This window comes from Sphingomonas sp. URJC2 (assembly GCF_059803575.1).
This window is the reverse complement of record NZ_JAPFGX010000006.1, coordinates 20658-45625: the sequence shown is the minus strand read 5'-3', so window position 1 is coordinate 45625 and position 24968 is coordinate 20658. Positions and strand designations below refer to the sequence as shown.

General features: G+C 68.6%; 23 protein-coding genes, 1 tRNA gene, 1 pseudogene and 1 riboswitch. Of the genes and pseudogenes, 7 read left to right on the top strand and 18 right to left on the bottom strand.

The annotated features are described in order from the left end of the window. Positions 1–1203, bottom strand: coding sequence for a ubiquinol oxidase subunit II (cyoA, locus tag OPU66_RS04415; RefSeq protein ID WP_498552391.1), 1203 nt, complete (start codon positions 1201–1203; stop codon positions 1–3). A gap of 113 nt (positions 1204–1316) precedes the next feature. On the opposite strand from cyoA, the gene OPU66_RS04410 reads away from it, so the two are divergent. Beyond that, on the top strand, positions 1317–2645 hold the full coding sequence (locus tag OPU66_RS04410; RefSeq protein ID WP_498552390.1) for an MFS transporter: 1329 nt from the start codon (positions 1317–1319) through the stop codon (positions 2643–2645). 6 nt (positions 2646–2651) lie between these two features. Then, entirely contained in the window at positions 2652–2837 is a 186-nt protein-coding gene (locus OPU66_RS04405) for a hypothetical protein (RefSeq protein WP_498552389.1), read from the top strand. A 98-nt stretch (positions 2838–2935) separates the two neighbouring features. On the opposite strand, the gene OPU66_RS04400 is transcribed toward OPU66_RS04405, so the two are convergent. The 9 genes from OPU66_RS04400 to cobO form a co-directional block, all read right to left on the bottom strand. After that, complete coding sequence (locus OPU66_RS04400; RefSeq protein WP_498552388.1) at positions 2936–3178, bottom strand: hypothetical protein; 243 nt, start codon at positions 3176–3178, stop codon at positions 2936–2938. A gap of 193 nt (positions 3179–3371) precedes the next feature. Further along, positions 3372–4370 carry a threonine-phosphate decarboxylase CobD gene (gene cobD, locus OPU66_RS04395; protein ID WP_498552387.1) on the bottom strand — a complete coding sequence of 333 codons (999 nt, stop codon included), beginning with the start codon at positions 4368–4370 and terminating at the stop codon, positions 3372–3374. Continuing rightward, entirely contained in the window at positions 4367–5326 is a 960-nt protein-coding gene (gene cbiB / locus OPU66_RS04390) for an adenosylcobinamide-phosphate synthase CbiB (protein WP_498552386.1), read from the bottom strand. The genes cobD and cbiB overlap by 4 nt, the downstream gene beginning before the upstream one ends. A 5-nt stretch (positions 5327–5331) precedes the next feature. Further along, on the bottom strand, positions 5332–6792 hold the full coding sequence (locus tag OPU66_RS04385; protein ID WP_498552385.1) for a cobyric acid synthase: 1461 nt from the start codon (positions 6790–6792) through the stop codon (positions 5332–5334). Between the two features lie 14 nt (positions 6793–6806). Next, positions 6807–7592 carry an ABC transporter ATP-binding protein gene (locus OPU66_RS04380; protein WP_498552384.1) on the bottom strand — a complete coding sequence of 262 codons (786 nt, stop codon included), beginning with the start codon at positions 7590–7592 and terminating at the stop codon, positions 6807–6809. After that, positions 7589–8575: a FecCD family ABC transporter permease gene (locus OPU66_RS04375; protein WP_498552383.1), complete on the bottom strand. Its 987-nt coding sequence runs from the start codon at positions 8573–8575 to the stop codon at positions 7589–7591. The genes OPU66_RS04380 and OPU66_RS04375 overlap by 4 nt, the downstream gene beginning before the upstream one ends. Continuing rightward, positions 8572–9429, bottom strand: a complete 858-nt coding sequence (locus OPU66_RS04370; protein WP_498552382.1) for an ABC transporter substrate-binding protein — start codon at positions 9427–9429, stop codon at positions 8572–8574. The genes OPU66_RS04375 and OPU66_RS04370 overlap by 4 nt, the downstream gene beginning before the upstream one ends. Next, a complete protein-coding gene (locus OPU66_RS04365; RefSeq protein WP_498552381.1) occupies positions 9426–11399 on the bottom strand; it encodes a TonB-dependent receptor plug domain-containing protein in 1974 nt (657 codons plus the stop codon). The genes OPU66_RS04370 and OPU66_RS04365 overlap by 4 nt, the downstream gene beginning before the upstream one ends. Before the next feature lie 152 nt (positions 11400–11551). After that, a riboswitch (cobalamin riboswitch) is annotated at positions 11552–11742 on the bottom strand. A 39-nt stretch (positions 11743–11781) separates the two neighbouring features. Continuing rightward, on the bottom strand, positions 11782–12399 hold the full coding sequence (gene cobO, locus OPU66_RS04360; RefSeq protein WP_498552380.1) for a cob(I)yrinic acid a,c-diamide adenosyltransferase: 618 nt from the start codon (positions 12397–12399) through the stop codon (positions 11782–11784). A 301-nt stretch (positions 12400–12700) separates the two neighbouring features. Between cobO and OPU66_RS04355 the strand changes: the two genes are divergently transcribed. Beyond that, positions 12701–13345 carry a hypothetical protein gene (locus OPU66_RS04355; RefSeq protein WP_498552379.1) on the top strand — a complete coding sequence of 215 codons (645 nt, stop codon included), beginning with the start codon at positions 12701–12703 and terminating at the stop codon, positions 13343–13345. Between the two features lie 101 nt (positions 13346–13446). Here the strand turns inward: OPU66_RS04355 and OPU66_RS04350 are convergent. Further along, a tRNA-Lys gene (locus tag OPU66_RS04350) sits at positions 13447–13522 on the bottom strand. 208 nt (positions 13523–13730) lie between these two features. Between OPU66_RS04350 and OPU66_RS04345 the strand changes: the two genes are divergently transcribed. Then, entirely contained in the window at positions 13731–15320 is a 1590-nt protein-coding gene (locus OPU66_RS04345) for a long-chain fatty acid--CoA ligase (RefSeq protein WP_498552378.1), read from the top strand. A 391-nt stretch (positions 15321–15711) separates the two neighbouring features. Here OPU66_RS04345 and OPU66_RS04340 read toward each other — a convergent pair whose 3' ends face one another. The 3 genes and pseudogenes from OPU66_RS04340 to OPU66_RS04330 form a co-directional block, all read right to left on the bottom strand. Next, entirely contained in the window at positions 15712–16215 is a 504-nt protein-coding gene (locus OPU66_RS04340) for an SRPBCC family protein (RefSeq protein WP_498552377.1), read from the bottom strand. Then, the gene (locus OPU66_RS04335; protein ID WP_498552376.1) at positions 16212–16712 is read right to left on the bottom strand and encodes an MGMT family protein; all 501 of its coding nucleotides are present in this window, start codon (positions 16710–16712) and stop codon (positions 16212–16214) included. Before OPU66_RS04335 ends, OPU66_RS04340 begins: the two co-directional genes overlap by 4 nt. Before the next feature lie 220 nt (positions 16713–16932). Continuing rightward, positions 16933–17053, bottom strand: a pseudogene (locus OPU66_RS04330) (PA0069 family radical SAM protein); the annotation flags it as partial. A 190-nt stretch (positions 17054–17243) separates the two neighbouring features. On the opposite strand from OPU66_RS04330, the gene OPU66_RS04325 reads away from it, so the two are divergent. Further along, the gene (locus OPU66_RS04325) at positions 17244–17774 is read left to right on the top strand and encodes a hypothetical protein (RefSeq protein ID WP_498552375.1); all 531 of its coding nucleotides are present in this window, start codon (positions 17244–17246) and stop codon (positions 17772–17774) included. 226 nt (positions 17775–18000) lie between these two features. On the opposite strand, the gene moaB is transcribed toward OPU66_RS04325, so the two are convergent. From moaB to OPU66_RS04310, 3 genes are read right to left on the bottom strand one after another with little or no spacing between them, the layout of a single operon-like run. Further along, the gene (moaB, locus tag OPU66_RS04320) at positions 18001–18528 is read right to left on the bottom strand and encodes a molybdenum cofactor biosynthesis protein B (RefSeq protein ID WP_498552374.1); all 528 of its coding nucleotides are present in this window, start codon (positions 18526–18528) and stop codon (positions 18001–18003) included. Then, positions 18518–20359: a lytic transglycosylase domain-containing protein gene (locus OPU66_RS04315; RefSeq protein WP_498552373.1), complete on the bottom strand. Its 1842-nt coding sequence runs from the start codon at positions 20357–20359 to the stop codon at positions 18518–18520. Before OPU66_RS04315 ends, moaB begins: the two co-directional genes overlap by 11 nt. Continuing rightward, complete coding sequence (locus OPU66_RS04310; protein WP_498552372.1) at positions 20350–21186, bottom strand: uracil-DNA glycosylase family protein; 837 nt, start codon at positions 21184–21186, stop codon at positions 20350–20352. The genes OPU66_RS04315 and OPU66_RS04310 overlap by 10 nt, the downstream gene beginning before the upstream one ends. A gap of 109 nt (positions 21187–21295) precedes the next feature. Here OPU66_RS04310 and OPU66_RS04305 point away from each other — a divergent pair, with 109 nt between their 5' ends. Both OPU66_RS04305 and OPU66_RS04300 read left to right on the top strand, forming a co-directional pair. Next, positions 21296–22945: an electron transfer flavoprotein-ubiquinone oxidoreductase gene (locus OPU66_RS04305; RefSeq protein ID WP_498552371.1), complete on the top strand. Its 1650-nt coding sequence runs from the start codon at positions 21296–21298 to the stop codon at positions 22943–22945. A 52-nt stretch (positions 22946–22997) separates the two neighbouring features. Next, positions 22998–24656, top strand: a complete 1659-nt coding sequence (locus OPU66_RS04300; RefSeq protein ID WP_498552370.1) for a tetratricopeptide repeat protein — start codon at positions 22998–23000, stop codon at positions 24654–24656. 46 nt (positions 24657–24702) lie between these two features. Here OPU66_RS04300 and OPU66_RS04295 read toward each other — a convergent pair whose 3' ends face one another. After that, entirely contained in the window at positions 24703–24894 is a 192-nt protein-coding gene (locus OPU66_RS04295) for a hypothetical protein (protein WP_498552369.1), read from the bottom strand. Positions 24895–24968 lie beyond the last annotated feature (74 nt).

Sequence of the window (24968 nt, the reverse complement as noted above, 5' to 3'; positions counted from 1 at the left end):
TCACAGCGGGCGGTCCGCAGCCGGAACGGCGCGGTCAGCCGGGGAAGCGAGGCGGGAAAGGGTGATCGGCGTCATCGGCGCGGCGCCGGGCCGGCTCAGTCCCGCACCGGTGAGCGGCGCCATGCTGACCGGCGCAGCTTCGGCGCGCGCCAGGCTCGCGCCCAGCATCGCGGGGTTGGCGCAGGCTTCGGCGACATAGCGGTCGCTCGCGCTGTCGCCGGTGCCGCGCGCGGCGAATTTGTCGTAGGCAAGCGCGCGGACATTGTAGAGCCCGGCCAGCCCCATGCCGCCGCGCGCGTCTAGCGCCATCATGTCGTGCATGCACATCTTGCCCGGCTCGGCGCACAGATTGACGATGCGGTCGAACAGCTCGGCCTCGACCGCGGCATAGCGGCGCACCGGCTCCTTCTCGCTCGGCCGCTCAAGCTTCAGATAGGCGGCGCGGTCGAGCGACGCCCCGCCGGCGCGGGTGCGCGCGACCCAGCGGTCAAACCCGCGCGGATCAAGGCTGTGCACGGCAAAGCGCATGTTCGAAAATCCCGCGCCCGAATAATTGGCCGAAAAGCCGGTGAACCGCCCGGTCTGGTTGAACACGCCGTTGAGCTTGGTTTCCATGCCCGGCATCGCATAGATCTGCCCGGCGAGCGCTGGGATGTAGAAGCTGTTCATCACCGAGGACGACGAGATGCGGAAGCGGATCGGCCGGTCCGTCGGCACCGCCAGTTCGTTGACGGTGGCAATCCCCTGTTCGGGATAGATGAACAGCCATTTCCAGTTGAGCGCGACGACCTGCACCTCCAGCGGGCGGGCGGAGGCCGTGACCGGGCGGCCCGGCGCGGTGCGGGCAAGCGGGCGATAGGGGTCGAGCAGATGCGTGCCGACCCAGGTCAGCGCGCCAAGGCAGATGATGATCAGCAGCGGCGCGGCCCAGATCAGCAGCTCAAGCTGGGTCGAATGGTCCCAGTCGGGACGGTAGGTCGCGGTGCTGTTCGAGGCACGGTAGCGCCAGGCGAACCAGATCGTCGCCGCCATCACCGGCACGATGATGACCAGCATCAGCGCGGTCGAGATCAGCACCAGATTGCCCTGCTGGCGCGCGACATCGCCCGCCGGATCGAGGACGACCATGTTGCAGCCGCCAAGCAATGGCAGCAGAACCGGCGTGAAGGCCAGAGGCCAGCGGCGGCGGTGAAGCAGGCTCATGGCCATCCAGCTACGCCTGTCGGGGCGCGGCGAACATAGGACATTTTGTCCAATGCATTGACGGGGGTCAAACGGGCATAAGCATTATCCGCGACAACAGGGCCAGCAACATCATGACCGGCAGCACCATTTCCACCACCGATGCAGAGCGCGATGCGCGGCTGGTCAACAGCGACGGTCATGGCGTCGCCCCCGGCGAAATCGCCATCGGGGTGATTATTGGCCGCACGTCGGAGTTTTTCGACTTTTTCGTCTATGCCATCGCCTCGGTGCTGGTGTTTCCAAAGCTGGTTTTTCCCTTTCTCGACCCGCTTGCCGGCACGCTCGCTTCGTTCGCGGTGTTCGCGCTCGCCTTTCTCGCCCGGCCGGTCGGCACGGCGATCTTCACCGCCATCGACCGCGCTTATGGGCGCGGGGCCAAGCTGACCGTCGCCCTGTTCCTGCTCGGCGGATCGACCGCCGCCATCGCCTTTCTGCCCGGCCATGCGGCGATCGGCGCAGGCTCGGCGCTGCTGCTGGCGCTGTTCCGCATGGGGCAGGGGGTGGCGCTTGGCGGGTCATGGGACGGGCTGGCCTCGCTGCTGGCGCTCAACGCCCCGCGCGACCGGCGCGGCTGGTATGCGATGATCCCGCAGCTGGGCGCGCCGCTTGGCCTGATCGTCGCCAGCCTGTTGTTCGCGTTCCTGATCTGGGCGCTGCCCGCGGAGGATTTTCTCGGCTGGGGCTGGCGCTATCCGTTCTTCGTCGCCTTTGCGATCAATGTCGTCGCGCTGTTCGCGCGGCTGCGGATCGTGGTGACGCCCGATTATGCGCGGCTGTTCGAACGCCGCACGCTCCATCCCGCGCCGGTGGCCGAAACGGTGCGGCACGAATGGCGCGTCATCGTGCTCGGTGCCTTCGCGCCGCTCGCCAGCTTTGCGATGTTCCATATGGTGACCGTCTATCCGCTCAGCTGGGTGTTTCTGTTCACCAGCGAGTCGCCGGTGCGCTTCCTGCTGATCGAGGCGGCAGCCGCCGCGCTCGGCGTCGGCGCAATCATGCTGTCGGGGCGGCTCGCCGATCTTTATGGCCGCCGCAACGTGCTTGCCGGGACGGCGGTGGCGATTGCCGCGTTCAGCGGCTTCGCGCCCCAGCTGCTCGGTGCCGGGGAGGCGGGTGAGGCGGCGTTCATGCTGGTCGGCTTCGTGCTGCTCGGCCTTGCTTTCGGCCAGTCGTCGGGGGCGCTGTCCGCACGTTTCACCCTGGCGCGGCGCTACACCGGATCGGCGCTGACCTCCGATCTCGCCTGGCTGTTCGGGGCGGGGTTTGCCCCGCTCGCCGCGCTGTGGATTTCGGCCAATTACGGGCTGATGGCGTCGGGGGCCTATCTGCTGTCGGGGGCGGTCGCCACGCTCGCCGCGCTGTGGCTGAACCGCGAACTTGGCCAGCAGCAGGAGGTGTGAGCGGCGATGTTCGTCGATTTCCGGGGCGATCCGCCGCCCGCCTCATGGCCGCCGCCACGCCCCGCGCTGCCCGGCCCGCGCCTTACCCGCGGGCGTGAGCGGCGGCTGATGGCGCTGGTTGCGCTCAATCTCGTCCTGTTGCTGGTCGCACCCATTGGCGGGGCGACGCTGATCGTGCTGCTGTTCGGCTGAGCCACGCTGGTGCAGGGGGTCGCCGATCCGGCTGAACCGGATCGGTCGCTCCCATCGTCATGTATCTGGCGTGCGCCGGCGTGCGGCGTGCGCGCGCGTCACTTGGCCGGGGCGCTGCCATGCTCGTCGGCATGGTCGCCATGCATGTGATGCAGATGCCCGTCATGGACGTAATCGGTGTGGCCGTCATGCTGGATGGCGGCGTGACCGCAGGCAGCGGCGTGAACATGGTCATGCTTGCCCGCAACCACGGCATGCGCCGCCTCATGGGCATACGCCGGCCCGGCCAGGCCGACCGTGCCGACCAGCATCATCGCAATCCGCTTCACCTTGTTGGACATGGCAAAAGGGCCTCCCGCCCCGGTGCAGCGCTATCGTCAACCGGCCCTTGCCGTTCGTACCGAACCGCTGCCCCGCGAACATAACATATGCGAAACGGCTTTCTGCCATGACAAAGCAAAATGATGGATGCGGGCGGGCCGCGTCGCCCGTATGGCTGATCGAGGGCCGTCCGGAGCCGGCCTCCGCCCGCGATCAGCGCAGCAGCGCCTCGGCCAGCCGCGCGCGTGCGGCGGCAGTCGCGGGCAGCCCGAACCGCAAATGGCTGTCGCTCCAGCCGAAGCGGCGCACATAAATGCCGGCCCCGGCCAGCCGCTGCCAGCAGCGCTCGGCATCCGCGACCCCGACATGGCGGAACAGCGACGTCCCGCCCGCAACCGCCAGCCCGGCGGCTGCCAGCAGGTGATCGAGATCGGCGGCGGCCTCTGCCAGCCTTGTGCGCGTTGCCGCCGCCCAGTCGCGGTCGGCATAGGCCTTCGCCCCCAGCCACAGCGCCGGGCCGCTGACCGGCCAGCAGCCGAACAGGTCGCCGCAGCGCGCGATCAGATCGGGCGGGCCGAGCAGCGCACCCAGCCGCACCCCGGCCAGCCCGTAGAATTTCCCGAACGAGCGCAGCACCACCAGCCCGTCGCGCCCGGCCAGGCCCGCCAGCGACTGGCCGGGCGCGCAATCGGCATAGGCTTCATCGACGATCAGCATGCCGCCGCGCCGCGCCAGATCATCGGCGCATGCCGCCAGATCCGCTGCGGCAAAGCACCGTCCGTCCGGATTGTTGGGGCATGACAGCATGACCGCATCGCACCCCTTGGCGGCGCTCAGCGGATCGGCGGTTTCGACGACCTCGCGGCCGGCCGCGCGCCAGGCGGCGGCATGATCGCCATAGCCGGGGGCGAGCACGGCGATGCGCCCGATCCGGGGCAGCAGCTGCGGCAGCAGGCGGATGACCAGCTCGGTCCCCGGCGTCACCACCAGCGCCTCGGCGGGCGCGCCGAATGCGTCCGCCATCGCCGTGTGACAGGCCATGCGCGCAGCCTCGGTCGGCAGATGGGCGAAGGTCTCCGCCGGCACGCCGTCCGCCGGATATGGCCAGGGATTGATGCCCGTGGATAGGTCGATCCATGGCGCGGGCGCGGCGGGGAAGGCCGCGCGCATCCGGTCGAGCGCACCGCCATGGCGGGTGAGCGCGTCGATCATCGCCAGCCTTGCCCAAGCAGCAGCGCAAGCAGCGCCGCCGCGACGATCAGCAGCGCGCGGACATACAGGGCAAGTGCGCGGCGGATCGCCCCGGCATCGGGGTCGGGCGCGCCGCCATTCAGCCAGGGTTCGGCCGCGATCCGCCCCTGATAGGCGCGCGGGCCGGACAGGCGCACGCCGATTGCCCCGGCCATCGCCGCTTCGGGCCAGCCGGCATTGGGCGACCGGTGCCGGCGCGCATCGCGCAGCATCGTGCCCAGCGCCGCCGGGCTGAGCGCGGCCAAAGCGAGCAACAGCCCGGTCAGCCGCGCCGGGACGAGATTGGCGACATCGTCCAGCCGCGCGGCGAACCCGCCAAAGGCCAGATGCCGCGCGGTGCGGTGGCCGATCATCGAATCGAGCGTGTTGACCGCCTTGTAAGCGGCAAGCCCCGGCAGCCCGAACACCAGCCCCCAGAACAGCGGCGCGATCACCCCGTCGGACATGTTTTCAGCCAGGCTTTCGATCGCCGCGCGCGCCACGCCGGCGTCATCGAGCTGCGCCGGATCGCGGCCGACGATCCGCGCGACGGCAGTGCGCGCGCCGGCAAGCTCGCCGGTGGCAAGCGGGGCCGCCACCGCCGCGACATGATCGTAAAGGCTGCGCCCGGCGATCAGGCTGGCCGCGCACAGCGCCGTGACGATCAGCCCCGGCCAGCCGGGCGGCACCGCCGCCACGATCAGCGCGGCTGTGCCCGCTGCACTGGCGATGACGGCGATGCTGGCCGTCGCGCCGCACAGAAAGCGGCTGCGCTGGCTTTGCCAGGGCCGGTTCAGCCGGGCGTCGCAGAATGCGATCAGCGCGCCCAGCCAGCCGACCGGATGGCCGATGCGGCGGTAGAGCCAGTCGGGCCAGCCGAACACCGCCTCGAGCGCGAGTGCCGCCAGCATCAGCCCGGTCGCCGGTTCCTGCGGCATGCCGGTCAGGCCGCGATCCGGGGCGGGCGCGCGGTCGCGAACAGCGCGTCGAGATCGATCGCGGCGGTCAGCGCATCGGCCAGATCGTCGAGCGCGGCCTCGACCTCCGCGTCATAGGCGAGCGTGCTGGCAGTGCCGGGGCGCAGCCGGTCGAGCCAGGCGCGGCGGAAGGCGTCGCTGCCGAACAGGCCGTGCAGATAGCAGCCCGCGATCCGGCCATCGGCGCTGATCGCGCCGTCCGGGCCATGGCCGAGCCGCAGCATCGGCCGCGACAGCCCCGGCCCGTCGGTCCGCCCGGCATGGATTTCATAGCCCTGGACGGCCGCGCCGGTCAGCGCGCACTGGCCGGTCACGGGGCGAACCTGTTTTTCGGGCGTCATCACCGTGTCGATGGCAAGCAGGTTCAGCCCCGTCGCCGCGCCGGCCGGGCCATCAATGCCGTCAGGGTCGCGGATCTGGCGGCCGAGCATCTGGAACCCCCCGCACAGGCCGAGCACATGGCCCCCGGCGCGGACATGCGCGGCCAGATCAATGTCCCAGCCCTGTGCGCGCACAAAGGCGAGATCGGCAATCGTCGATTTGGTGCCGAGCAGCAGCACGACATCGGCGTCGCGCGGCAGCGGCTGGCCCGGCGGCACGAAGCGGACATCGACCCCCGGTTCGAGCCTGAGCGGATCGACATCGTCGAAATTGGCGATCCGCGACAGCATCGGCGCGGCGATCACCAGCGGCGCGGCACGCCCCCGCCGGGGCCGGTCGAGCACCACCGCATCCTCGGCCGGCAGGCGCGATGCCGCGCCGATCCACGGAATGACGCCCAGCGAAGGCCAGCCGGTGCGGCGGACGATTTCGGCCAGCCCGTCGTCGAACAGCGCCGGATCGCCGCGGAATTTGTTGACCAGGAACCCCCGGATCATCGCCGCATCGGCGGGATCGAGCACCGCCTGCGTGCCGACCAGCGCCGCGATCACGCCGCCCCGGTCGATATCCCCGGCCAGGATCACCGGCACGTCGAAATGGCGCGCAAAGCCCATATTGGCGATGTCGCCAGCGCGCAGATTGATCTCGGCCGGGCTGCCCGCGCCCTCGACGATCACCAGATCGAACGCGGCGGCCAGCCGGGTGAAGCTTTCCGCCACCGCCGGCATCAGCGCGCCGCGCCCGGCCATGTAGCGGGCGGCATCCTGCGCGTCCTGCACCCGGCCATGGACGATGATCTGCGCGCGCCGGTCGCTCGCGGGTTTGAGCAGCACCGGGTTGAAATCGGTGTGCGGGGCAAGGCCCGCCGCCCGCGCCTGCACCGCCTGTGCACGGCCGATCTCGCCGCCATCGGCACAGGCGGCGGCGTTGTTGGACATGTTCTGCGGCTTGAACGGCGCGACGCGCAGCCCCCGCCGCCGCGCGATCCGGCACAGCCCGGCGACCAGCAGCGACTTGCCGACATCGGAGCCGGTGCCCTGAATCATCAGCGCGCGCGCCGTCACAACGGGCCGTCGATGCTGATATCGGGGCGCGGGCCGGAGCCGATGCGTGCGCGCACGCCGTAGATCGCGGCCACCCGCGCTTCGGTCAGCGTTTCCGCCACCGGGCCGTCGGCCAGGATCCGGCCTTCCTTCATCCACACCAGCCGGTCGGCATAGCGGGCGGCAAGCGCCAGATCGTGCAGCACCACCAGCACACCGCCACCCCGGTCGGCCTGCTGGCGCAGCACCGCCATCACCTGATGCTGGTGCAGCGGATCGAGCGCGGCGGCGGGTTCGTCGGCGACGATCAGCGGCGACTCCGCCGCCAGCGCGCGGGCGATATGGACGCGCGCCTGCTCCCCGCCCGACAGCGTGTCGGCCCGCCGGTCGGCCAGATCGGCCAGATCGCAGGCGGCGAGCGCGCGCGCCACCGCCTCTGCATCCGCCGGGCCGAGCCGGCCGAGCGGGCCGCCAAAGGCGAAGCGGCCAAGCGCGGCGACGTCGCGCACCCGCGCCGGCCAGGCGAGCGCGCGCGCCTGCGGCAGATAGGCGATGCGCCGCGCGCGCGTGGCGGCGGGCAGCTGCCGGGCATCGTCGCCATCGATCCGCGCGCTGCCGGCATCGGCCGCGATCAGCCCGAGGGCGAGGCGCAGCAGCGTCGTCTTGCCCGCGCCATTCGGCCCCAGCAGCACCACCAACTCGCCCGGACCCAGCCGCAGATCGGCATTGTCGACCAGCTGGCGGCCCCCGGCGGCATGGCACAGGCCGGTCGCCTGAAGCCCGATCTCTGCGAACCCCGTCATCGGCCGCGCCCCCGCCGGGCGGCGATCCAGATAAAGACCGGCGCGCCGATCAGTGCCGCGACCACGCCCAACTTCAGCTCGGCATCGGTCGGCAGCAGCCGGATCAATATGTCGGCCAGCACCAGCAGGATGCCGCCGAGCAGCGCCGAGGGCAGCAGCGACCGCGCCGGATCATGGCCGGTGAGCGGGCGGATCAGATGCGGCGCGACGATGCCGACAAAGCCGACCGACCCGGCAATGGCGACCGCCGCCCCGGTCGCCAGCCCGGACCCGGCGACCACCAGCACCCGCTGGCGCGCGACATTCAGCCCGATGCCCGCCGCCGCTTCCTCGCCCAGCGTCAGAGCAGACAGCCCCCGGCCGGTCGCCAGCAGCACGGCCATGCCCGCGATCAGGAACGGCGCGCTCAGCGCCAGATCGGCAAAGCTGCGATTGGCGACCGATCCCATCATCCATGTCACCATATCGGCCAGCGAAAACGGGTTGGGCGCAAGGTTGAGCAGCAGCGCCATCGCCGCGCCGGCAAAGCTCGACAGGCCGACCCCGACCAGAATCAGCGTCACCACCGATCCGGTGCGCGCGGCCACCAGCGCGAGCAGCGCGGTCGCCGCCAGCGCGCCGCCGATCGCCGCCACCGGCAGCAGGAATCCGGCAATACCCGCCAGCCCGTAATAGAGCATCACGGTCGCCGCGAGCGCAGCGCTTGCCGACACGCCGAGCACGCCGGGTTCGGCGAGCGGATTGCGCAGCAGCCCCTGCAACGCCGCCCCGCTGATGCCGAGCGCGCCGCCCACCGCGAGTGCGGCAAGCGCACGGGGCAGGCGGATCGCCCACACCACCGTCATGTCGCCGGGGCTGCCAAGGCCGGCCAGCGCCGTCGCCAGCCGCGCGGCGGGCAGGGGGGTCGAGCCGAGGAAACAGGCCGCGACCAGCGCCGCGATGACGGCGGCCAGCAAGCCAAGGTTGAGCCGCAAATCGGTCATTGTGCGTCTTTTGCTCCATCCGCCCCGCGTGCCAGCGCCTCGACCGCGTCGAGCACGAACCAGCCGCCACAGGCGGTCGATGCGCCGTCAAGGCTGACCACCGGGCGCTGTTTCAGCTGCGCGCGCGCGACCGGGTGGCGCGCCGCGCTCCAGCCATCGCGGTGATCGGTCTCGGTGCCGAAAAACGCCGCCGCCACCAGATCGGGACGCTGATAGGCAAGCCGTTCGAGCGGCAGCGGCCGCCAGCCCGGCTTGTCCATGAAGTTGGTCAGCCCCGCCGCCGTCATCATCGCGTGAATGAGCGTGCCCGACCCGGTCGTCACCCCGGCCGGGGTCATGTAGAGCGCCTGTGCCGCCGGCCGGTCGCCGCGCAGCCGGGCGAGCCGGGCATCCATCGCCCGTGCCAGCGCGGCCCCGCGCGCCGCCGCACCCAGCCCGTCCGCCACCTCGATGAGCGTGCGGCGGACGCCGGCCAGATCCTCGGCATAGCCGATCTGGACCACCGGCACGCCCGACCGGGCGAAGAAACGCGCCGCATCCGGCCCGCCGCCATAGGAGCGCACGACCAGATCGGGCCGCAGCACCAGCACATCCTCGGCCCGCGACGGCACTTTCGCAATCCCGGCGGCGCGGGCGCGGTGATAGGAAAAGGATTTGCCGGCATCGGGCGACAGGGCGGCGATGTGCTGGCGCGGCACCAGCGCCAGCACATATTGATCGGCGCAATAATCGAGGCTGACGACACGCAGCGGCCGGACCGGCCGCTGCGCCCCGCTGTCCGCGCCCTGCTGCCCGGCCCCGCAGCCAGCCAGGCCGGGTGCCAGGAGACAGGCAAGCAGGAAGCGTCTGATCAAAGCCTGAGCCTCACCCCGGCATAGGCCGCACGCCCGGCCGTCCCGTATCGGAAGATCGTTTCATAGACCTCGCCGAACAGATTTTCGACCCGCCCGTACAGCTCGACCGTTTCCGTCACCGGATAGCTGGCGCGCAGATCAACGAGCACATGGCCGTCGATCCGCCGGGTGTTCGCCGCATTGTCGAAACTGTCGCCGACATGGGCGATGGTCGCCCCGGTCTCCAGCCCGAACGACCAGCGATAGTCGATGAGCGCGCTCACCGTCTGTTCGGGGCGGCGGGCAAGGCGCAGCCCGGTGTCGCGGTTTTCGGTGTCGATCAGGCTGTATTGCGCGCTCAGCGTCAGCGCATCGACCGGGGTCATCCTGACCACCGCCTCGATGCCGGTCGCGCGGGTGCGGCGGATATTGTCATAGGTGCCCGACGGCCGGCCGGTGCAGATCGGTGACGGGTTCTGGAAACAGGACACGAAATCGATCTGGTCGCGGGTGTCGCGGCGGAAATAGGTCGCGCCCAGTTCCATCCGCCCGTCGATCAGCCGCTGGACGACGCCCACATCATAGCTTTTCGACCGTTCGGGGCGCAGCGCGGCATTGCCGAAATCGCTGCGCAGCTGGAACAGCGTCGGCGCCTTGAAGCCTTCGCCATAGCTGGCGCGGATCGTGGTCGCGCCGCCATTGGGGGTGAACACCCCGCTGCCGGCAAAGGTCGTCGCGCCGCCGAACGTCTGGTGATCGTCATGGCGCACCCCGCCGGTCAGCCTCAGCCCCCTGATGGGCGCGCCGCTCAGCTGGGCATAAAGGCTGTCGATGCCGACCCGCGCGGTCGATGGCACAGCCCCGAAGCTGGAGGTGGAAAAGCGCGAGCGTTCGCGCTCCGCCCCGAACACCGCCTCCAGCCGGTCGCTGGCGGTGAAGATGCCCTGATATTCGATGCGCTCGTTGCGGCCCTGGCCGGCAAAGGTGTTGACCGGCGTTGCGGCCGTGCGGTCGATATTGTCGCGGTCGGTGTCGGTATAGGTGAAGGCCAGCCGGTTGCGGAAGCGGCCGTCAAGGAAGGTGGCGTTGATGCCGGCATAGCCGACCAGCTCCTCGGTCTTCGCCACTTCGCGCGTGTCGGCAAAGGCGAACAGCGGTGCCGGAAAACCGTCAATCCCGGTCTCGCCGCGCGAATAAAAGCCGCGCAGATCGATGGCGACGTTCTGCGTCAGGTCGATCAGCAGCTTGGCGTTGGCGCCGACATTTTCATAGCCGTCACGCTCGGTGCCGCCGCGCGCCTCGCTGAACGCCGACAGGCCGTCGGTGGTGAAATAGCCGCCGCCGATGCTGGCCGCGACCGGGCCGGCGCGGCCCGAGACATTGGCCACCGCCTGATAGGTGTCGCGCCAGCCGCCCTCGGCGCGGGCATTGACTTCCCAGTCGTCGGTCGGCGCGCGGGTGATGAGGTTGACGACGCCGCCAATCGCCTGGCTGCCCCAGATCACCGATTGCGACCCGCGCACCACTTCGATGCGGGCGATGTTGCCGGTGAGCAGATTGCCGAAGTTGAAGCCGCCGCCCGGCGCGGACGGATCGTTCAGCCGGATGCCGTCGATCAGCGCGACCGTCTGGTCGGCCTCTGCGCCGCGGATGCTGACCCCGGTGGCGGTGCCGATGCCGCCATTGCGCACAAAGGTGACGCCCGGCACGGTGCGCAGCAGATCGACAACGGCATTGCTCTGCCGCGTCTCGATTTCCTCGGTGGCGATCACCGTCACCGATTCCGCCACTTCGCCCGCCGCGCGCGGGGCGCGATTGGCGGTGACGATGATGTCGCGGTCGGCAGTGCTGACGGCAAGATCGGGCGATTTGTCGGGATCGGCTTCGGCCGCCGCATCGATGGCGGCGGCAAACGCGCCGGCCGGGGCGGCGAGGGCAAGGCTGGCAAGCGCGACGGCAAGGGCGGCGCGCGAGGATTGAGCTCTGGTCATAAGTCTTCCTGCCCCGGGGTGTCCTGCACCCGGCGGTCCTGAAACGACGACAAGGGCCGACCGGCGCATGCACGCCGGCCTGGACAGCCCCTTACGGATGTCGTTTCTGGGGAAGACATATCCTCCCGCGCCCCGGGCTGGACCCGGCCAGAGCCGCGAACGACGCGATGGCAGGTCTCCTGACTCGCCGATCATCGCTTCGGGCCGTCTTCCCAGGACGTGATGTCCCAGTGACTTTGGTGGCCGTCAGCTCCCGGCTAACAGTTGCGGGCACAGTCCCGGATTTGCACCGGGTTCCCTCTTCGCCCCGCTCTCACGGGGAACCATCTGCGCGGTTCAATCGCGCATCTGTCGGCTTGCTGTCAACCGGATCGCGCGCCGATTAGAAATCGATGCCGCGCTGCGCCCGGATGCCGGCGGCGAAGGGATGCTTCACCTCGCGCATTTCGCTCACCAGATCGGCATAGTCGATCAGTTCGGGCTTCGCGTCCCGCCCGGTCAGGATCACGCCGGTGCGCGCCGCGCGCCGGTCGAGCACCGCCAGCACCTGCGCGATATCCAGATAGTCGTAACGCAGCGCGATGTTGATCTCGTCGAGCACGACCAGGTCGAATTCGCCGCCGGTGATCATCGCCTCGGCCCGGCCCAGCGCCTGCGTCGCCGCCGCGACATCGCGGTCCCGGTCCTGCGTGTCCCAGGTAAAGCCCTCGCCCATGGTGTGCCACACCAGTTCGTCGGGAAAGCGGGCAAAGAATTCCCGCTCGCCGGTTTTCCAGCTCCCTTTGATGAACTGGACAACGCCCACCCGCTGCCCCCAGCCTAGCGCGCGCGCAATCACCCCGAAGGCAGAGGACGACTTGCCCTTGCCGTCGCCGGTATGGACGAGCACCAGCCCCCGCTCCGGATCACGCGCCTCCCGCGTCTTCGCCCGCTGCGCCTGCTGCACCGCCTGCATCCGCGCCTTGTGCGCCTGCGCGTCGTGATCGGGGGTGTCGGTCATGCGGTGGGGTTCCTGTTGGGGTGGTGGAGAATCGGGAAGGGGCCGGGGCGTCGACCGTCGCCGGTAACAAAAGTCAGCGCTTTGCCAAGGGCGAAGGCTGGCTTCGCGGCGTTGCCATCCGGGTGTCCCGGGTGCGCTGTTTATAGTTTGTCACTTCGTCTATTGAGCACTGAACACCGATATTCGGGGGGCGGCGCGGGGTATCATGAGGATGAGTACCGCTACGCGCAAGGTGAGTCGGGCGGATGGAAAAACCGTCATCACGGTTGAGGCTTATTGAGGAATTGCGTACTATCGTCAGATGACGGACGCCGCTGTCACCTACTGCAACTGTATGGAAGACGTTAAGTCTCGATTGAAGCTGATACGCGAAATTACGGAGGGGCATTCGCCGCTTGGTGCCGAGGTTTTGGACGGCGAGGTCGTTTGTCTGCTGTTACGGAAGGTGCTTGAGCAAATCGCCTTCAGTTCGCTCGTTGCACACCGAGAGACCTATGAAGCCGCCCATAATGACGTTGGCAGCATATGGCGAGCGAAACGACTGCTTGAGCGATTGGAAAAGCTGCACCCTGACTTTTATCCTGCGCCGGTGCAACGCGGCGTGAGCCAACACCTCGGCGTGCAGCATCACTTCGAGCCGGTGACGGACGGCTTCCTCACGAAAGACGAGTTCGTCTTTCTATACGATACAGCGAGCGACGGTATTCACACATGGAACCCGTTCAAGGAGGCAGAGCGCGTTATAAACTTCCAGCGCCCTATCGCTGAATGGGTGGTCCGCATTGGAGCGTTGTTGGACCATCATCTCGTCCGTTTCGTGGGCACGCAAGACCTCTGGCTTATCCAAATGGACAGCCCGGAAGATCACAGGGTTCACGCATTCATCGCGCCGATGGTGGCCGAGCTATCGAAGCCGCCCACCGTCACGGTAAAGTTTAAGTTGTAAGCGAAGGTTCGCAGGGGGCTACCATAACGCTAGCACGGAAATCATAGCAGCAAACTGCAGTGCCGCCTTGCGGCGTAAGTCGATGCTTTTATGGCAGAAAGTGGTGGACGCACTAGGGCTCGAACCTAGGACCCGCTGATTAAGAGTCAGCTGCTCTACCAACTGAGCTATGCGTCCACGCTTGGCAGGCGGCGCATGTGTCGGATTCGCGCCGCCGCGTCAAGCGGGGAATTTGCGCTTTTTCGCATCATCTGGGGGTGGGGCGGCCCGCTTCCCCGCTTCCCCGCTCACCCGGCCCCGGCCGCCGCCTGTCCGCTGCACCTTGTCACCCGATGCCCTGTTCGCGCATCATCGCTGCATAACCATCCATGAGAGAGAGGGTCATATGCTGGGCGGGATGCAGGATTACGTGTTGCGGGTGCCGCGGCTGATCGATCACGCCGCGCGCGAGCATGGCGGGCAGGAGCTGGTCACCCACTGGGCCGATGGGCGGCAGACGCGCACCGATTGGGCCGGGGTGGCGCGTGATGCGCGGCGGCTGGCGCAGGCGCTGGAGGCGCTGGGGACGAAGCCGGGGGACCGGATCGCCACGCTTGCCATGAACCATGTCAATCACCTGATCGCCTGGTATGGCGCGATCGGCATGGGCGGGGTGATCCACACGATCAATCCGCGCCTGTTCGACGAACAGATCGTCTATATCGCCAACCATGCCGAAGACCGGGTGCTGTTCTACGACCGCGCCTTCGCCCCGATTGTCGAGCGGCTGAAACCGCAGCTGACCAGCATCGAACATTATGTGGTGTTCGACGATGGCGGGTTCGACGCGCTGCTTGCCCCGCATGACGGCGATTATGCCTGGGTGGAGGGGGATGAGCGCGATCCCTGCATGCTCTGCTACACCAGCGGCACGACCGGCAATCCCAAGGGCGTGCTGTATGAACATCGCTCAACGATGCTGCACGCGATGACCGAGGTGGCCCCGGCGGTGTTCAACCTGTCGCCGCTGGCCGTCGCGCTGCCGGTGGTGCCGATGTTCCATGCCGCCGCCTGGGGCCTGCCCTTTGCCGGGGCGCTGGCGGGGATCAAGTTCGTGTTTTCCGCGATCAACGATCCCAAGGTGCTGACCGATCTGATGAACGCGGAAAAGGTCACGCATTCGGCCGGCGTGCCGACCGTGTGGCTGGCGCTGTTCCAGCATATGGACGCCACGGGCGAAGCGCCGCGCCATCTGGAACTGGTGACGATCGGCGGATCGGCCGCGCCGCGCGCGATGATCGAACGGCTGATGAAGATGGGCATCCGCGTCGGCCATGCCTGGGGGATGACGGAAACGTCGCCCATCGGCACCATGGGCGCGCCCCCGGCCGACTGGAACGCGCTCAGCTTTGACCAGCAGGTCGATCTGGTCGTCCGTCAGGGGCGGGTGCCGTTCGGGGTCGAGCTGCGCATCGTCGACGACGAGGGCCGGGTGCAGCCGCGCGACGGCAAGTCGAGCGGGCGGCTGCAGGTGCGCGGCCCCTGGGTGATCAAGCGCTATTTCAAGGCCGATGCCGACAGCGTCGATGGCGATCAGTGGTTCGACACCGGCGATGTGTCGGTGCTGCACCCCGATGGCACGATGCAGATCACCGACCGGGCCAAGGACGTCATCAAATCCGGCGGCGAATGGATCAGCTCGGTCGAGCTGGAAAATGCCGCGGTCGGCTGCCCCGGCGTGGCCGAGGCGGCGGCGGTGGGCGTCCACCATCCCAAATGGGACGAACGCCCGCTGCTGCTCGTCGTGCGCAAGCCGGGGGCGGAGGTGACGGCGGACCAGATCCTCGCCCATCTGGCCGGCCATGTCGCCAAATGGTGGCTGCCCGATGAAATCCTGTTCGTGGACAGCCTGCCGCACACCGCGACCGGCAAGCTGCTGAAAACCGCGCTGCGCGACCAGTATCGCGATTACCGGCTGGCAACGGTCGCGGCCTGAGGGGATTCTGAAGTTTTGAGGCGGCCGATCCGCAGCAACCGGACCGGCCGCTTCGGGCGGGCGCATTGCCGTCAACTGTGTCCTGACGGGCGGCATGTTTTCGCCCATCCGTCAGCAAGCGGGTCGGGCGGTGGCCCCGCCGGGGTATCCCGGCTTGAAGGACAGCCGCGTCCCGAAATCCAGCTCCGCCGACAGATCGTGCCAGCCATGGCTGGGGAGTGCAAAAGCAGGAGATGCAGCCATGCTTCCAGGCCCCAAGCGTTGGGAGCGGGATTTTTCAGCGTGTTGTGGGAAGGGGGGCGCCTGAAAAGCGAGTATCCGCTTTTTGATCTGCCCGGAAAAAACCTGCCGTTCGGCTGTCGACCCCGTTCCTGCCGCGATCAACCGTGCTTCATGTTTGCGATCCAGTCACGCGTCGGAGGTCCTTCAGGTAAAGGTCAAGGTGCTGGCCCGGCGGACGGGCAAGGCGACCGATCGCCCGAAAGAAGGGATTGGGAACTGTGACCTCTTCGGCAAACGCGCCGCGTGTGCCATTGCCATCGGGTTCAAGCCCGGCACGCCAAAGGCCCTCGAAACCAAGCGATGACTTGTAAGCAATGACGAAGGTGCTTGCGGGACGGCTCTCAACCAACCGAAAGGCAAGGGCGCTCCCGTCGTCCGGGTATTCGGTCCATTGCTTGCCGTCGCTACTGGCCTCAACCTTGCCGATATCGCTGCGCCACGTTTGCTGACCGCGAATGTCGCTGATGCGAGCGTAGACCTGCTCGGGCGATGCTGCGAATTGCGCTTCACGCTCGGCTCTCGTGGTTGCGGGGATCGAAAGCCCCCAAGCATAAAGTCCGCCGAGGACAAGCAATACAACCGCAACAAGCGACAGCAAGACCTTGCGAATCATGTGCGCTTCTCCAGCGGGTCGGCCGGCGCCCGCTCGGCGAAGTCGAAGACGGCAGGCTTCTTGCGGAGCGGCGAAACGCGCACGCCCTCGGCTTCCAGCAGCGCCTGCTGCGCCTCGGTGCCGCCGGGGTATTTTGGATTGAGAAAGCCGCCCTTCTTCAGCACGCGCCACCAGGGGGTAAGCTCACCTTCAGGCAAACCCATCGCGCGCTGCTCCTCGGCTGCGCGGGCGCACATGTTGAGGAAGATCGCGGTCGAAACGGGACAGGCCACAGCGACCTGATGGCGGCGGGCGATCGCTGAGCGAAGGTCATCGAGCGTGACCAGCTCCCCCGGCCTCAGCGTGCGCACGATGGCGTTCACCTCCGATGGGGAGGAGACAACCATCGCGCCGCCATCAGCCTCAAGGTAACCGGGCGCGCCGGGCGGGATCATGTGAACGATGTGCGGCTCGCGCCCGCTGTTCAGGTGTTCCAGCGCAGTCTTTTTCTTTGCCATGAGTTCGCTCGTTCCGTTTTGGACCACGGCTTATCGCATCACCAATCGTGGCGGAATAAGAGCGGTTTGTTCACTTTTTGCTCTAACCGCGTCGCGGCAAGACCTGCACGCGACAAAAGGAGCAGCCATTCCGAAATCCACCCACTTCCAGTCGTTCGCGCTTCGTGACGCTACGCCTGAAAGTGGACATGTGAGTTGGCAATATACGAGCGCCACTCCACTCCCGCAGCCGCGCTGGGGCATCGGACTTGGCGAACAGCCGCGTCTCGAAATCCAGCCTCGGCGACAGATCGTGCCAGCCATGGCTGGGGAGTGCAAAAGCAGGAGATGCAGCCATGTTCCCAGGCCCCAAGCGTTAGGAGCGGGATTTTTCGGCGGGTTGCGGGAAGGGGAGAGCCTGAAAAGCGAGTATCCGCTTTTTGATCTGCCCGGAAAAAACCTGCCGTTCGGCTGTCGACCCCATTGTGGAAAAATCTACACCGCCGTACCATAAACGAAAGCGGCCATTTCCGTGATGTAGTCGAGGGTATAATGCGGTTCATCAATGAGAAAATTCTGGGCGCGACCCTTATTGCAACGTCTTTTTGCTATCCAGCATTTGCACAAAATATAGATTTTGACTGCGACGTTCCGGCAAATCGCTTTTCCTCGATTTCTGCGAATATAGATGGTGCGCCGATGATATCGGGTACAGTCCGGGCGGTCGAGATGCGATCGGGAAAGTACCTTCCGGTTGCAGGCGGTCGACTTGTCAGTGTCGATGGAAATGCCAGCCTGGGGTTTCAATTAATAGCGCAGTCTCAGAAATCATCCAAACTCGACATCGTTTTGACCCTAAATCGCGGCAACAGTCCACAACGCGCTATCGTGGGTCAAATTGACGCTTCAATTCAAATACCCTTCAGCTTGTCATTGACGCCGACCGGAAGCGTGTCGCTTCAAATCGGAGGCCAGCATTTCTCTTCGGATTTCGTGCCGATATCACAAAGCAAAGCCATGATTTTCTGCTCGACCGGCCAATTCAAATTCACTGAATTGTTGCTCACGCCTAAGGTTCAATGAACCGGAGCGGCTGCTTTTAGGATCATCGGCAAATAGACCAAGAGACAGCTTCCCACCCACTTCCAGTCATTCGGGCTTCGTCACGCTACGCCTGAAAGTCGACATGTGGGTTGGCAATATACGAGCACCACTCCACGCCCGCAGCCGCGATGCGCGTTGATCGGGCGGCCGAACCGCCGGCCGGAGCATGTTCGAGCCGGGTGGATGCACCCAGCCGCCCCCGCGATCAGCGTTCGTTGAGGCGCGGCATCAGATCGACGAGGTTGCAGGGGCGGTGGCGGCTGTCGAGCTGGTGGACGAGGATCTGGTCCCAGCCGTCGCGCACCGCCCCGGTCGATCCGGGCAGGGCGAACACATAGGTGCCGCCCGCCAGCACCGCCATCGCCCGCGACTGCATGGTCGAGGTGCCGATGCTGGCAAAGCTCAGCCAGCGGAACAGCTCGCCAAAGCCCGGAATCTCCTTGCCGCCAAGCATCGCGAGCGCTTCGGGCGTGACGTCGCGGCCGGTCAGGCCGGTGCCGCCGGTGGTGATGATGCAGTCGATCGCCGGATCGGCCACCCAGCCGCGCAGCCGGGCGGCGATCGCATCGACATCGTCGCGCGCGATCGCGCGCGCGGCGAGACTGTGGCCGGCCCCGGTCAGCCGTTCGACCAGCAGATCGCCCGAGCGGTCGTCCGCCGGCCCGCGCGTGTCGGAAATGGTGAGGACGGCAATGGCAACCGGCACGAACGGCCGCGTGGCGTCAATCGGCACGCGCCGCCTCGCCATCGCCCGCCATTGGGGCATCGAGCGCCGCCGTGCGCACCGGGCCGACGGCCTCGGGCGCCAGCCGCACCGCATAGGCACCGGGCAGGCCGGGAAAGCGCGGCCACATGCCCTGCGCCATCGCCTTCAGGCTGGCCGAAGGCTTGCCGCCATTGCGCTGATACATCCAGTAATTGCGCATCACCGTCGCGACATAGCCGCGCGTTTCCCAATAAGGGATGCTTTCGATGAACAGCAGCGGATCGCCCTGATCGCGCACCTTGACGTTCCACTGGTCGAGCACGCCCGGCCCGGCATTATAGCCGGCAATCACCTTGGGCAGCAGCCCGCCGGTCGGGCGATAGTCGCGCACCTGCTCCAGCCGCGCCTGGCCGAACTCCAGATTGGTCGAGGGCCGCATCAGCAGCGCCCGGTCAACCGGGCCTTGACCGCGCCGGCGGGCGATCAGATCGGCGGTGCCGGGCATGACCTGCATGATGCCATATGCCCCGGCCGGGCTGACGGCGCGCGCCTCGAACCGCGATTCCTGCAGCGCATGGGCAAAGACCAGCTCGCGCTCGACGCGCCAGCCGCCATCGGGCGTCCATTCGGGCGTCGGATAGCGGGCGACGATGCTCGCCCGCGCGCCGGCCGGGCCATTATGGGCCAGATACAGCTGGGTGTCGGGCAGGTTCAGCCGCGCCGCCAGCGCCGCCAGCGCCTGATGATCGGCGGGCGCGCCGATCCGCGCCTGATAACGCAGCACCCGGTCGGCATGTTCGGCCTCGCCCAGCGCCACCAGCGCCTGCGCCAGCGCGACATTGCCGATCCGCGCCAGCCGGGGCCAGTCACGGTCGAGGCGGGCGAAATCATGGATGGGCTGGGTGGCGATGCCCAGCGCCTGCGCGGCGAGCAGGCCGTAAAATGTTTCCTGATCCTGCGCCGCCGCGCGCAGCCGCGCCTGCACCAGATCGGGCCGCCCGCGCGCCATATCGGCCCGCGAGGTCCAGTAATGGCCGGCGGCGCGGGTTTCGGCATCGCCGCCTGCCGCTGCCACCCGCGCAAACGCCTCTGCCGCCGCCCCCAGATCGCGCTGCCGCCAGGCGGCCAGGCCCAGCGTCCAGTCGGCCTGCACGCGCCATTCGCCTTCGCCCGTGGCGGCGAGCGTGGCGAGCCGGCGGGCATTGGCATCGTCGCCGTTCAGATAATAGACCCAGGCGACACGCTGCCGCCATTCGGTCAGCGCCGCGCCCGACAGCCGCGCTTCCTCGGCGGTGAGCAATGCTTCGCACCCGGCGGGATCATCGCTCTTGATCAGCGGCTGGATGCGCGGGGCAAGCTCTGCCGCCACCGGGTCGGTGCGCGTCGGCTGGGCGCGCCCGCGCACCGGCGCACTGCCGAGCCAGGTGAATTTCTGGAAAGCCGGCAAGGGCGGCAGATCGGCCACCCCGCGCTTCTGCGCCATCGCGGCCAGTTGCGGACCCTGCGGCAGATCGGGCGCGGCGGCGAGCAGCGCGGCCAGCGCCTCGGCCTCGACGCGCGGCGACCCCTTGGCCGTGAACAGCTCGGCCCGTGCATAGGATTTGAGCGGCCCGTCGGGCTGCGCGTCGATCCGCGCGGCGGCATCTGCCCATGCCCCGGCACGCAGCGCGAGGAAGATCGCCGTCCATGCCTCGCGCGCGGCCGGCGTCAGCGCCGCAGGCGGGGCGGACGGGGCGGACGGGGCGGGCGGGGCGTCGCCCGTCGCGCCGGGCCGCGTTGGGGCAGGGCCGGTCTCCGCCCCCGCCGCCACAGGCACGGCGCACGCCGCCGCCAGCATCAGCCCCCGGATCATCCGCATTGCGACCCTCCGCCGGTCATCCGCGCCGCGACCATCTGCAAATCCGTCCATGCTTCCGCCTTCAGCGCCGGGCGGCGCAGCAGCAGCCGGGGATGGAAGGTCGCGGCCACCGCGACCGTGCGGTCGCCAAGGTTAACGCTGTGGAAGCGTCCGCGCGCGCGCGCCGTTTCCGTCCCGGTCAGCGCACGGCTGGCCGCATCGCCCATCACCAGCAGCTGCGTCGCGCCGGTCAGGCCGAGCTGATGGCGCAGGATCGCGCCCAGCGCCGGCTGGTCGGCGGCGGGCACCTGCCCGGCCACCGGGCGCGCCACCGCCAGCGGCGCGAGCCAGATTGCCGGGCGCGCAAGCCCGATGGCGGCCAGCATCCGGTCGAACAGCAGCCCGGCCGGGCCGGACAGCAGCATCGCCTGATCGAGATCCTCCGGGTCGGGCATGTCGGTGACGATCGCAAGCGCCGCCCCGGCATCGCCGCCGCTGCCCACGCGCCGCGGCCCGCCGCCCGCGCTCGCCATGCCGGCGGCCTCGGCCCATGTCGCCTCAGGGATATCGTCGCCCGCCACCCGCCAGGCGGCAAAGGCGTCGAGCGTCGCCGGCAGCACCGCCGGTGCAGGGCGCGCCGCGGGGGGCAAAACGGGCTGAGAGGGGGCTGGCGGGGAGGGCGCGCGCGCATCGGCCGAGGCGTCGTCCGCGCGCCGGCCGGGGGCATCGCCCGCCGCCAGCCAGTTGCGCGGCGCGTCGTCGACCAGACAGTCCAGCCCGGCGTCCTGCCACCAGCCGATCAGGCTCGCCGCCCAGTCGCGGCCGTCCAGCTGATCCAAAGAAAGCATGTTTTGTTTAGACGGACAGGTTGACCATATCGTCAACACACAGCATCGCTTCGCCTGACAGGCCGTGGCACCGCTGCGGCGAAATGGCGTGGAGAGAGGAAGAGCGGGAATGAGCCAGCGGGAATCGATGCCCTATGACGTTGTAATCGTCGGCGCCGGGCCGGCGGGGCTGGGGGCGGCGATCCGGCTCAAACAGCTGGCGGCCGAAGCCGGCCGCGATCTGTCGGTCTGCGTGATCGAAAAGGGGTCGGAAGTCGGCGCGCACATCCTGTCGGGGGCGGTGGTCGATCCGATCGCGCTCGACGAGTTGCTGCCCGACTGGCGCGACACCTGCCCGCTGGCGCAGACGCCGGTCGTTGAAAACCATCACTGGGTGCTGACGGCGGGCAAGAAGACCGAGTTTCCGCATGGGCTGCTGCCGCCGTTCATGCACAACAAGGGCTGCTATACCGGCTCGCTGGGCAATGTCTGCCGCTGGCTGGCCGAACAGGCCGAGGGGCTGGGGGTGGAAATCTTCCCCGGCTTCGCCGCTGCCGAGGTGCTGTTCAACGAGGACGGGTCGGTGCGCGGCGTCGCCACCGGCGACATGGGCGTGGCGCGCGATGGCACCCACAAGCCCGATTACCAGCCGGGGCTGGAACTCCATGCCCGCTACACCTTCTTTGCCGAAGGGGTGCGCGGCCATCTGTCCAAGGAACTCAAGCGGCTGTTCGACCTGGAGCGCGATTGCGAGCCGCAGGTCTATGGCATCGGCCTCAAGGAACTGTGGGACATTGATCCGGCCAAGCATGTGCCGGGCAAGGTCATCCACACCCAGGGCTGGCCGCTCGACGATGCCTGGGGCGGCGGGTTCATCTATCATCAGGCCAATGGCCAGGTCGCGCTCGGCTTCGTCGTCGCGCTCAACTATCGCAACCCGCATCTGTCGCCCTTCCAGGAGTTTCAGCGCTGGAAGACGCATCCGGCGATCCGCGAGATGCTGGAAGGCGGCAAGCGCGTGTCCTATGGCGCGCGCGCGATCAACGAGGGCGGCTGGCAGTCGATCCCGAAGCTGGCATTTCCGGGCGGCGCGCTGATCGGCTGCTCGGCCGGGTTCGTGAACGTGCCGCGCATCAAGGGCAGCCACACGGCGATGAAGTCCGGCATGCTCGCCGCCGAAGCCGCGTTTGCCGCCATTGTCGCCGATCGCCAGCATGACGCGCTCAACGACTATGAGACTGCGCTGCGCGCCAGCTGGATCGACCGCGAGCTGAAGATGGTCCGCAATGTCGAGCCGGCGGTGGCTAAGTTCGGCGGCACGGTCGGCACTTTGGTGGCCGGGGTCGACATGTGGATGCGCCAGCTGGGCATCGGCCTGCCCTTCACCTTCAAGCACAAGCCCGACCATGAGCAGCTGTGGCCGGCCAATGTGATGCCCAAGATCGATTATCCCAAGCCCGACGGGATCGTCAGCTTCGACCGGCTGTCATCGGTGTTCCTGTCGAACACCAACCATGAGGAAGATCAGCCGATCCACCTGACGCTCAAGGATGCGGACGTGCCGATCCGGCACAATCTGCCGCTGTATGACGAACCGGCACAGCGTTATTGCCCGGCCGGCGTCTATGAGGTCGTCGGGCAGGAAGAGGGCAATCCGCGCTTTGTCATCAACGCGCAGAATTGCGTCCACTGCAAAACCTGTGACATCAAGGACCCGACCCAGAACATCAACTGGGTGGTGCCGGAGGGCGGTGGTGGTCCCAATTACCCCAATATGTAAGCCGAACGCGCAGCCGGCGGCGGGGCGTGCCCCGTCGCTGGCGGCTTTGCTTGTGGTGGCGCTGGCGGCGTTCGGGGCCGGCGCTGCCGATGCCCGGCCTGCGCCGGTCGCGGCCTCGCCGCTCAAGGCCTATGCGCGGGCGCGGCTGGCGGGCGTCGACGGCGATGTCGCGGCGGCATCGCGCAGCCTTGCCGCCGTGCTCGCGGCGCGGCCCGACGATGCGGCGGTGGCGGCGCGCGCCTATCGTCAGGCGCTGGTTGCCGGCGACATGACGCTCGCGCTCAAATCCGCCGCGCTGCTCGACAAGGGCGGGGCGCTGCCCGCCGATGGGCGGCTGCTGATGATGGCGCAGGCGATCAGGGCGCGCGACTGGGCGGCGGCGCAGGCGGCGGTCGAGGCCGCCGCCGATGACGGCAGCTTCGATTTCCTTGCTCCGGTGCTGAGCGCATGGATCGCGCGCGGGGCCGGGCGCGATCCGTTCCCCATTCTCGACGCGCCGACCGGCAGTGCGCTCACCGCGGCGCTGGCCGCCGAACACCGGGCGCTGCTGCTGATCGACGCCGGACGCGTTGACGAGGGGGAGGGGATTGCCCGCACCCAGGCGCTGAGCGGCGACGGTTCGGGCGCGTTCCGGCTGGTCGCGGCAGCACGGTTGCAGGCGGCGGGGCGCGCGCAGGCGGCGCTGGCGCTGCTGCCCGGCGAGGATCCGGTGATGGTCGCGGCGCGCGCAGCGATTGCCGCCGGTCGCTCGCTCGCCATCGGCCCGCTCGCCATCGGATCGCCCGGCCCGGCGGGGGGCATTGCCCAGCTGCTGCTGCGTGTCGGGGAAACGGTGCAGGCCGATCCGCGCTCGCCGCTGGCGCTCACGCTCGCGCGGCTCGCCCATTTCCTCGATCCGGCCAGCCCGGCTGCGGCGCTGACGCTTGCCCGGCTGCTGGCGGTCAACGGCCAGCGCGATGCGGCGCTGGCGATGCTCGCGCCGGTGGTGGCCGCCGGCGCGGCCGCGCCGCTGTTTGCGCCGGGCATCGATCTCAAGATCGCGATCCTCGCCCAGTCGGGCCGCCGCGAGGAGGCGCTGGCGCTGGCAGCCGAGCGCAGCCGCGATCCGCGCGCGGGGATCGGCGATCATGCCCGGCTGGGCGATCTGCTGATCGAACTGGGCCGCGAGGCGGAGGCGGTGCCCGCCTATCGCCGCGCGGTCACGCTGGCCGAGGCGGCGGCGGGCGAGCGGCGCTGGAGCCTGTGGCTGGTGCTGGGCAGCGCGCTCGAGCGGTCGGGCCAATGGGGCGAGGGGCGGGCGGCGCTCGAAAAGGCGGTGCAGCTTGCCCCGCTCGAACCGGCGGCGCTCAATTATCTCGGCTATGCGCAGCTTGAGCGGCGCGAAAACGTCAAGGCGGCCATGACGCTGATCGAACGGGCGGCGAGCCTGCGCCCCGACGATCCGGCGATCACCGATTCGCTCGGCTGGGCCTATTTCCTGATCGGCGATCTGGCACAGGCGATCCCGGCGCTCGAACGCGCGGTCGAGGGGGAGCCGGCCGATCCGACGATCAACGAGCATCTGGGCGATGCCTATTGGGCGGCCGGCCGCCGTTTCGAGGCGCGCCATGCGTGGCGCGCGGCGGCGCTGTTCGCCGACAGTCCGGCCGTCGCCGAACGCGCCACCGCCAAGGTCGACCGGGGATTTTCGGACGCGCTCGCCGCGCGCTGACGCCTGTTCAGGCCGGGGCGCCGCACCCGGTGCGGCCGGTTAAGCGTTACAGCCCGAAATCGTCGCCGCGCTGGATGCGGCGGGCGAGCGTTTCGCGCATGCTGCCGACGCCGCTGTCGTCATGGCCGCAATCGGGGCGCAGCGGCGCGGTGCGCAGCCGCCGTCGCCGCACGGCGCACAGCGCCAGCAGCAGCAGCGGCAGGCTCGCCCAGAGCGCAAGAAGCACCGGATCCTTCACCGGCGGGACGATAGGCGATGACGGGTTAAGAAAACCGCACGCCCCGAAATGCCGTTAACCGCTTTTTACGTTTC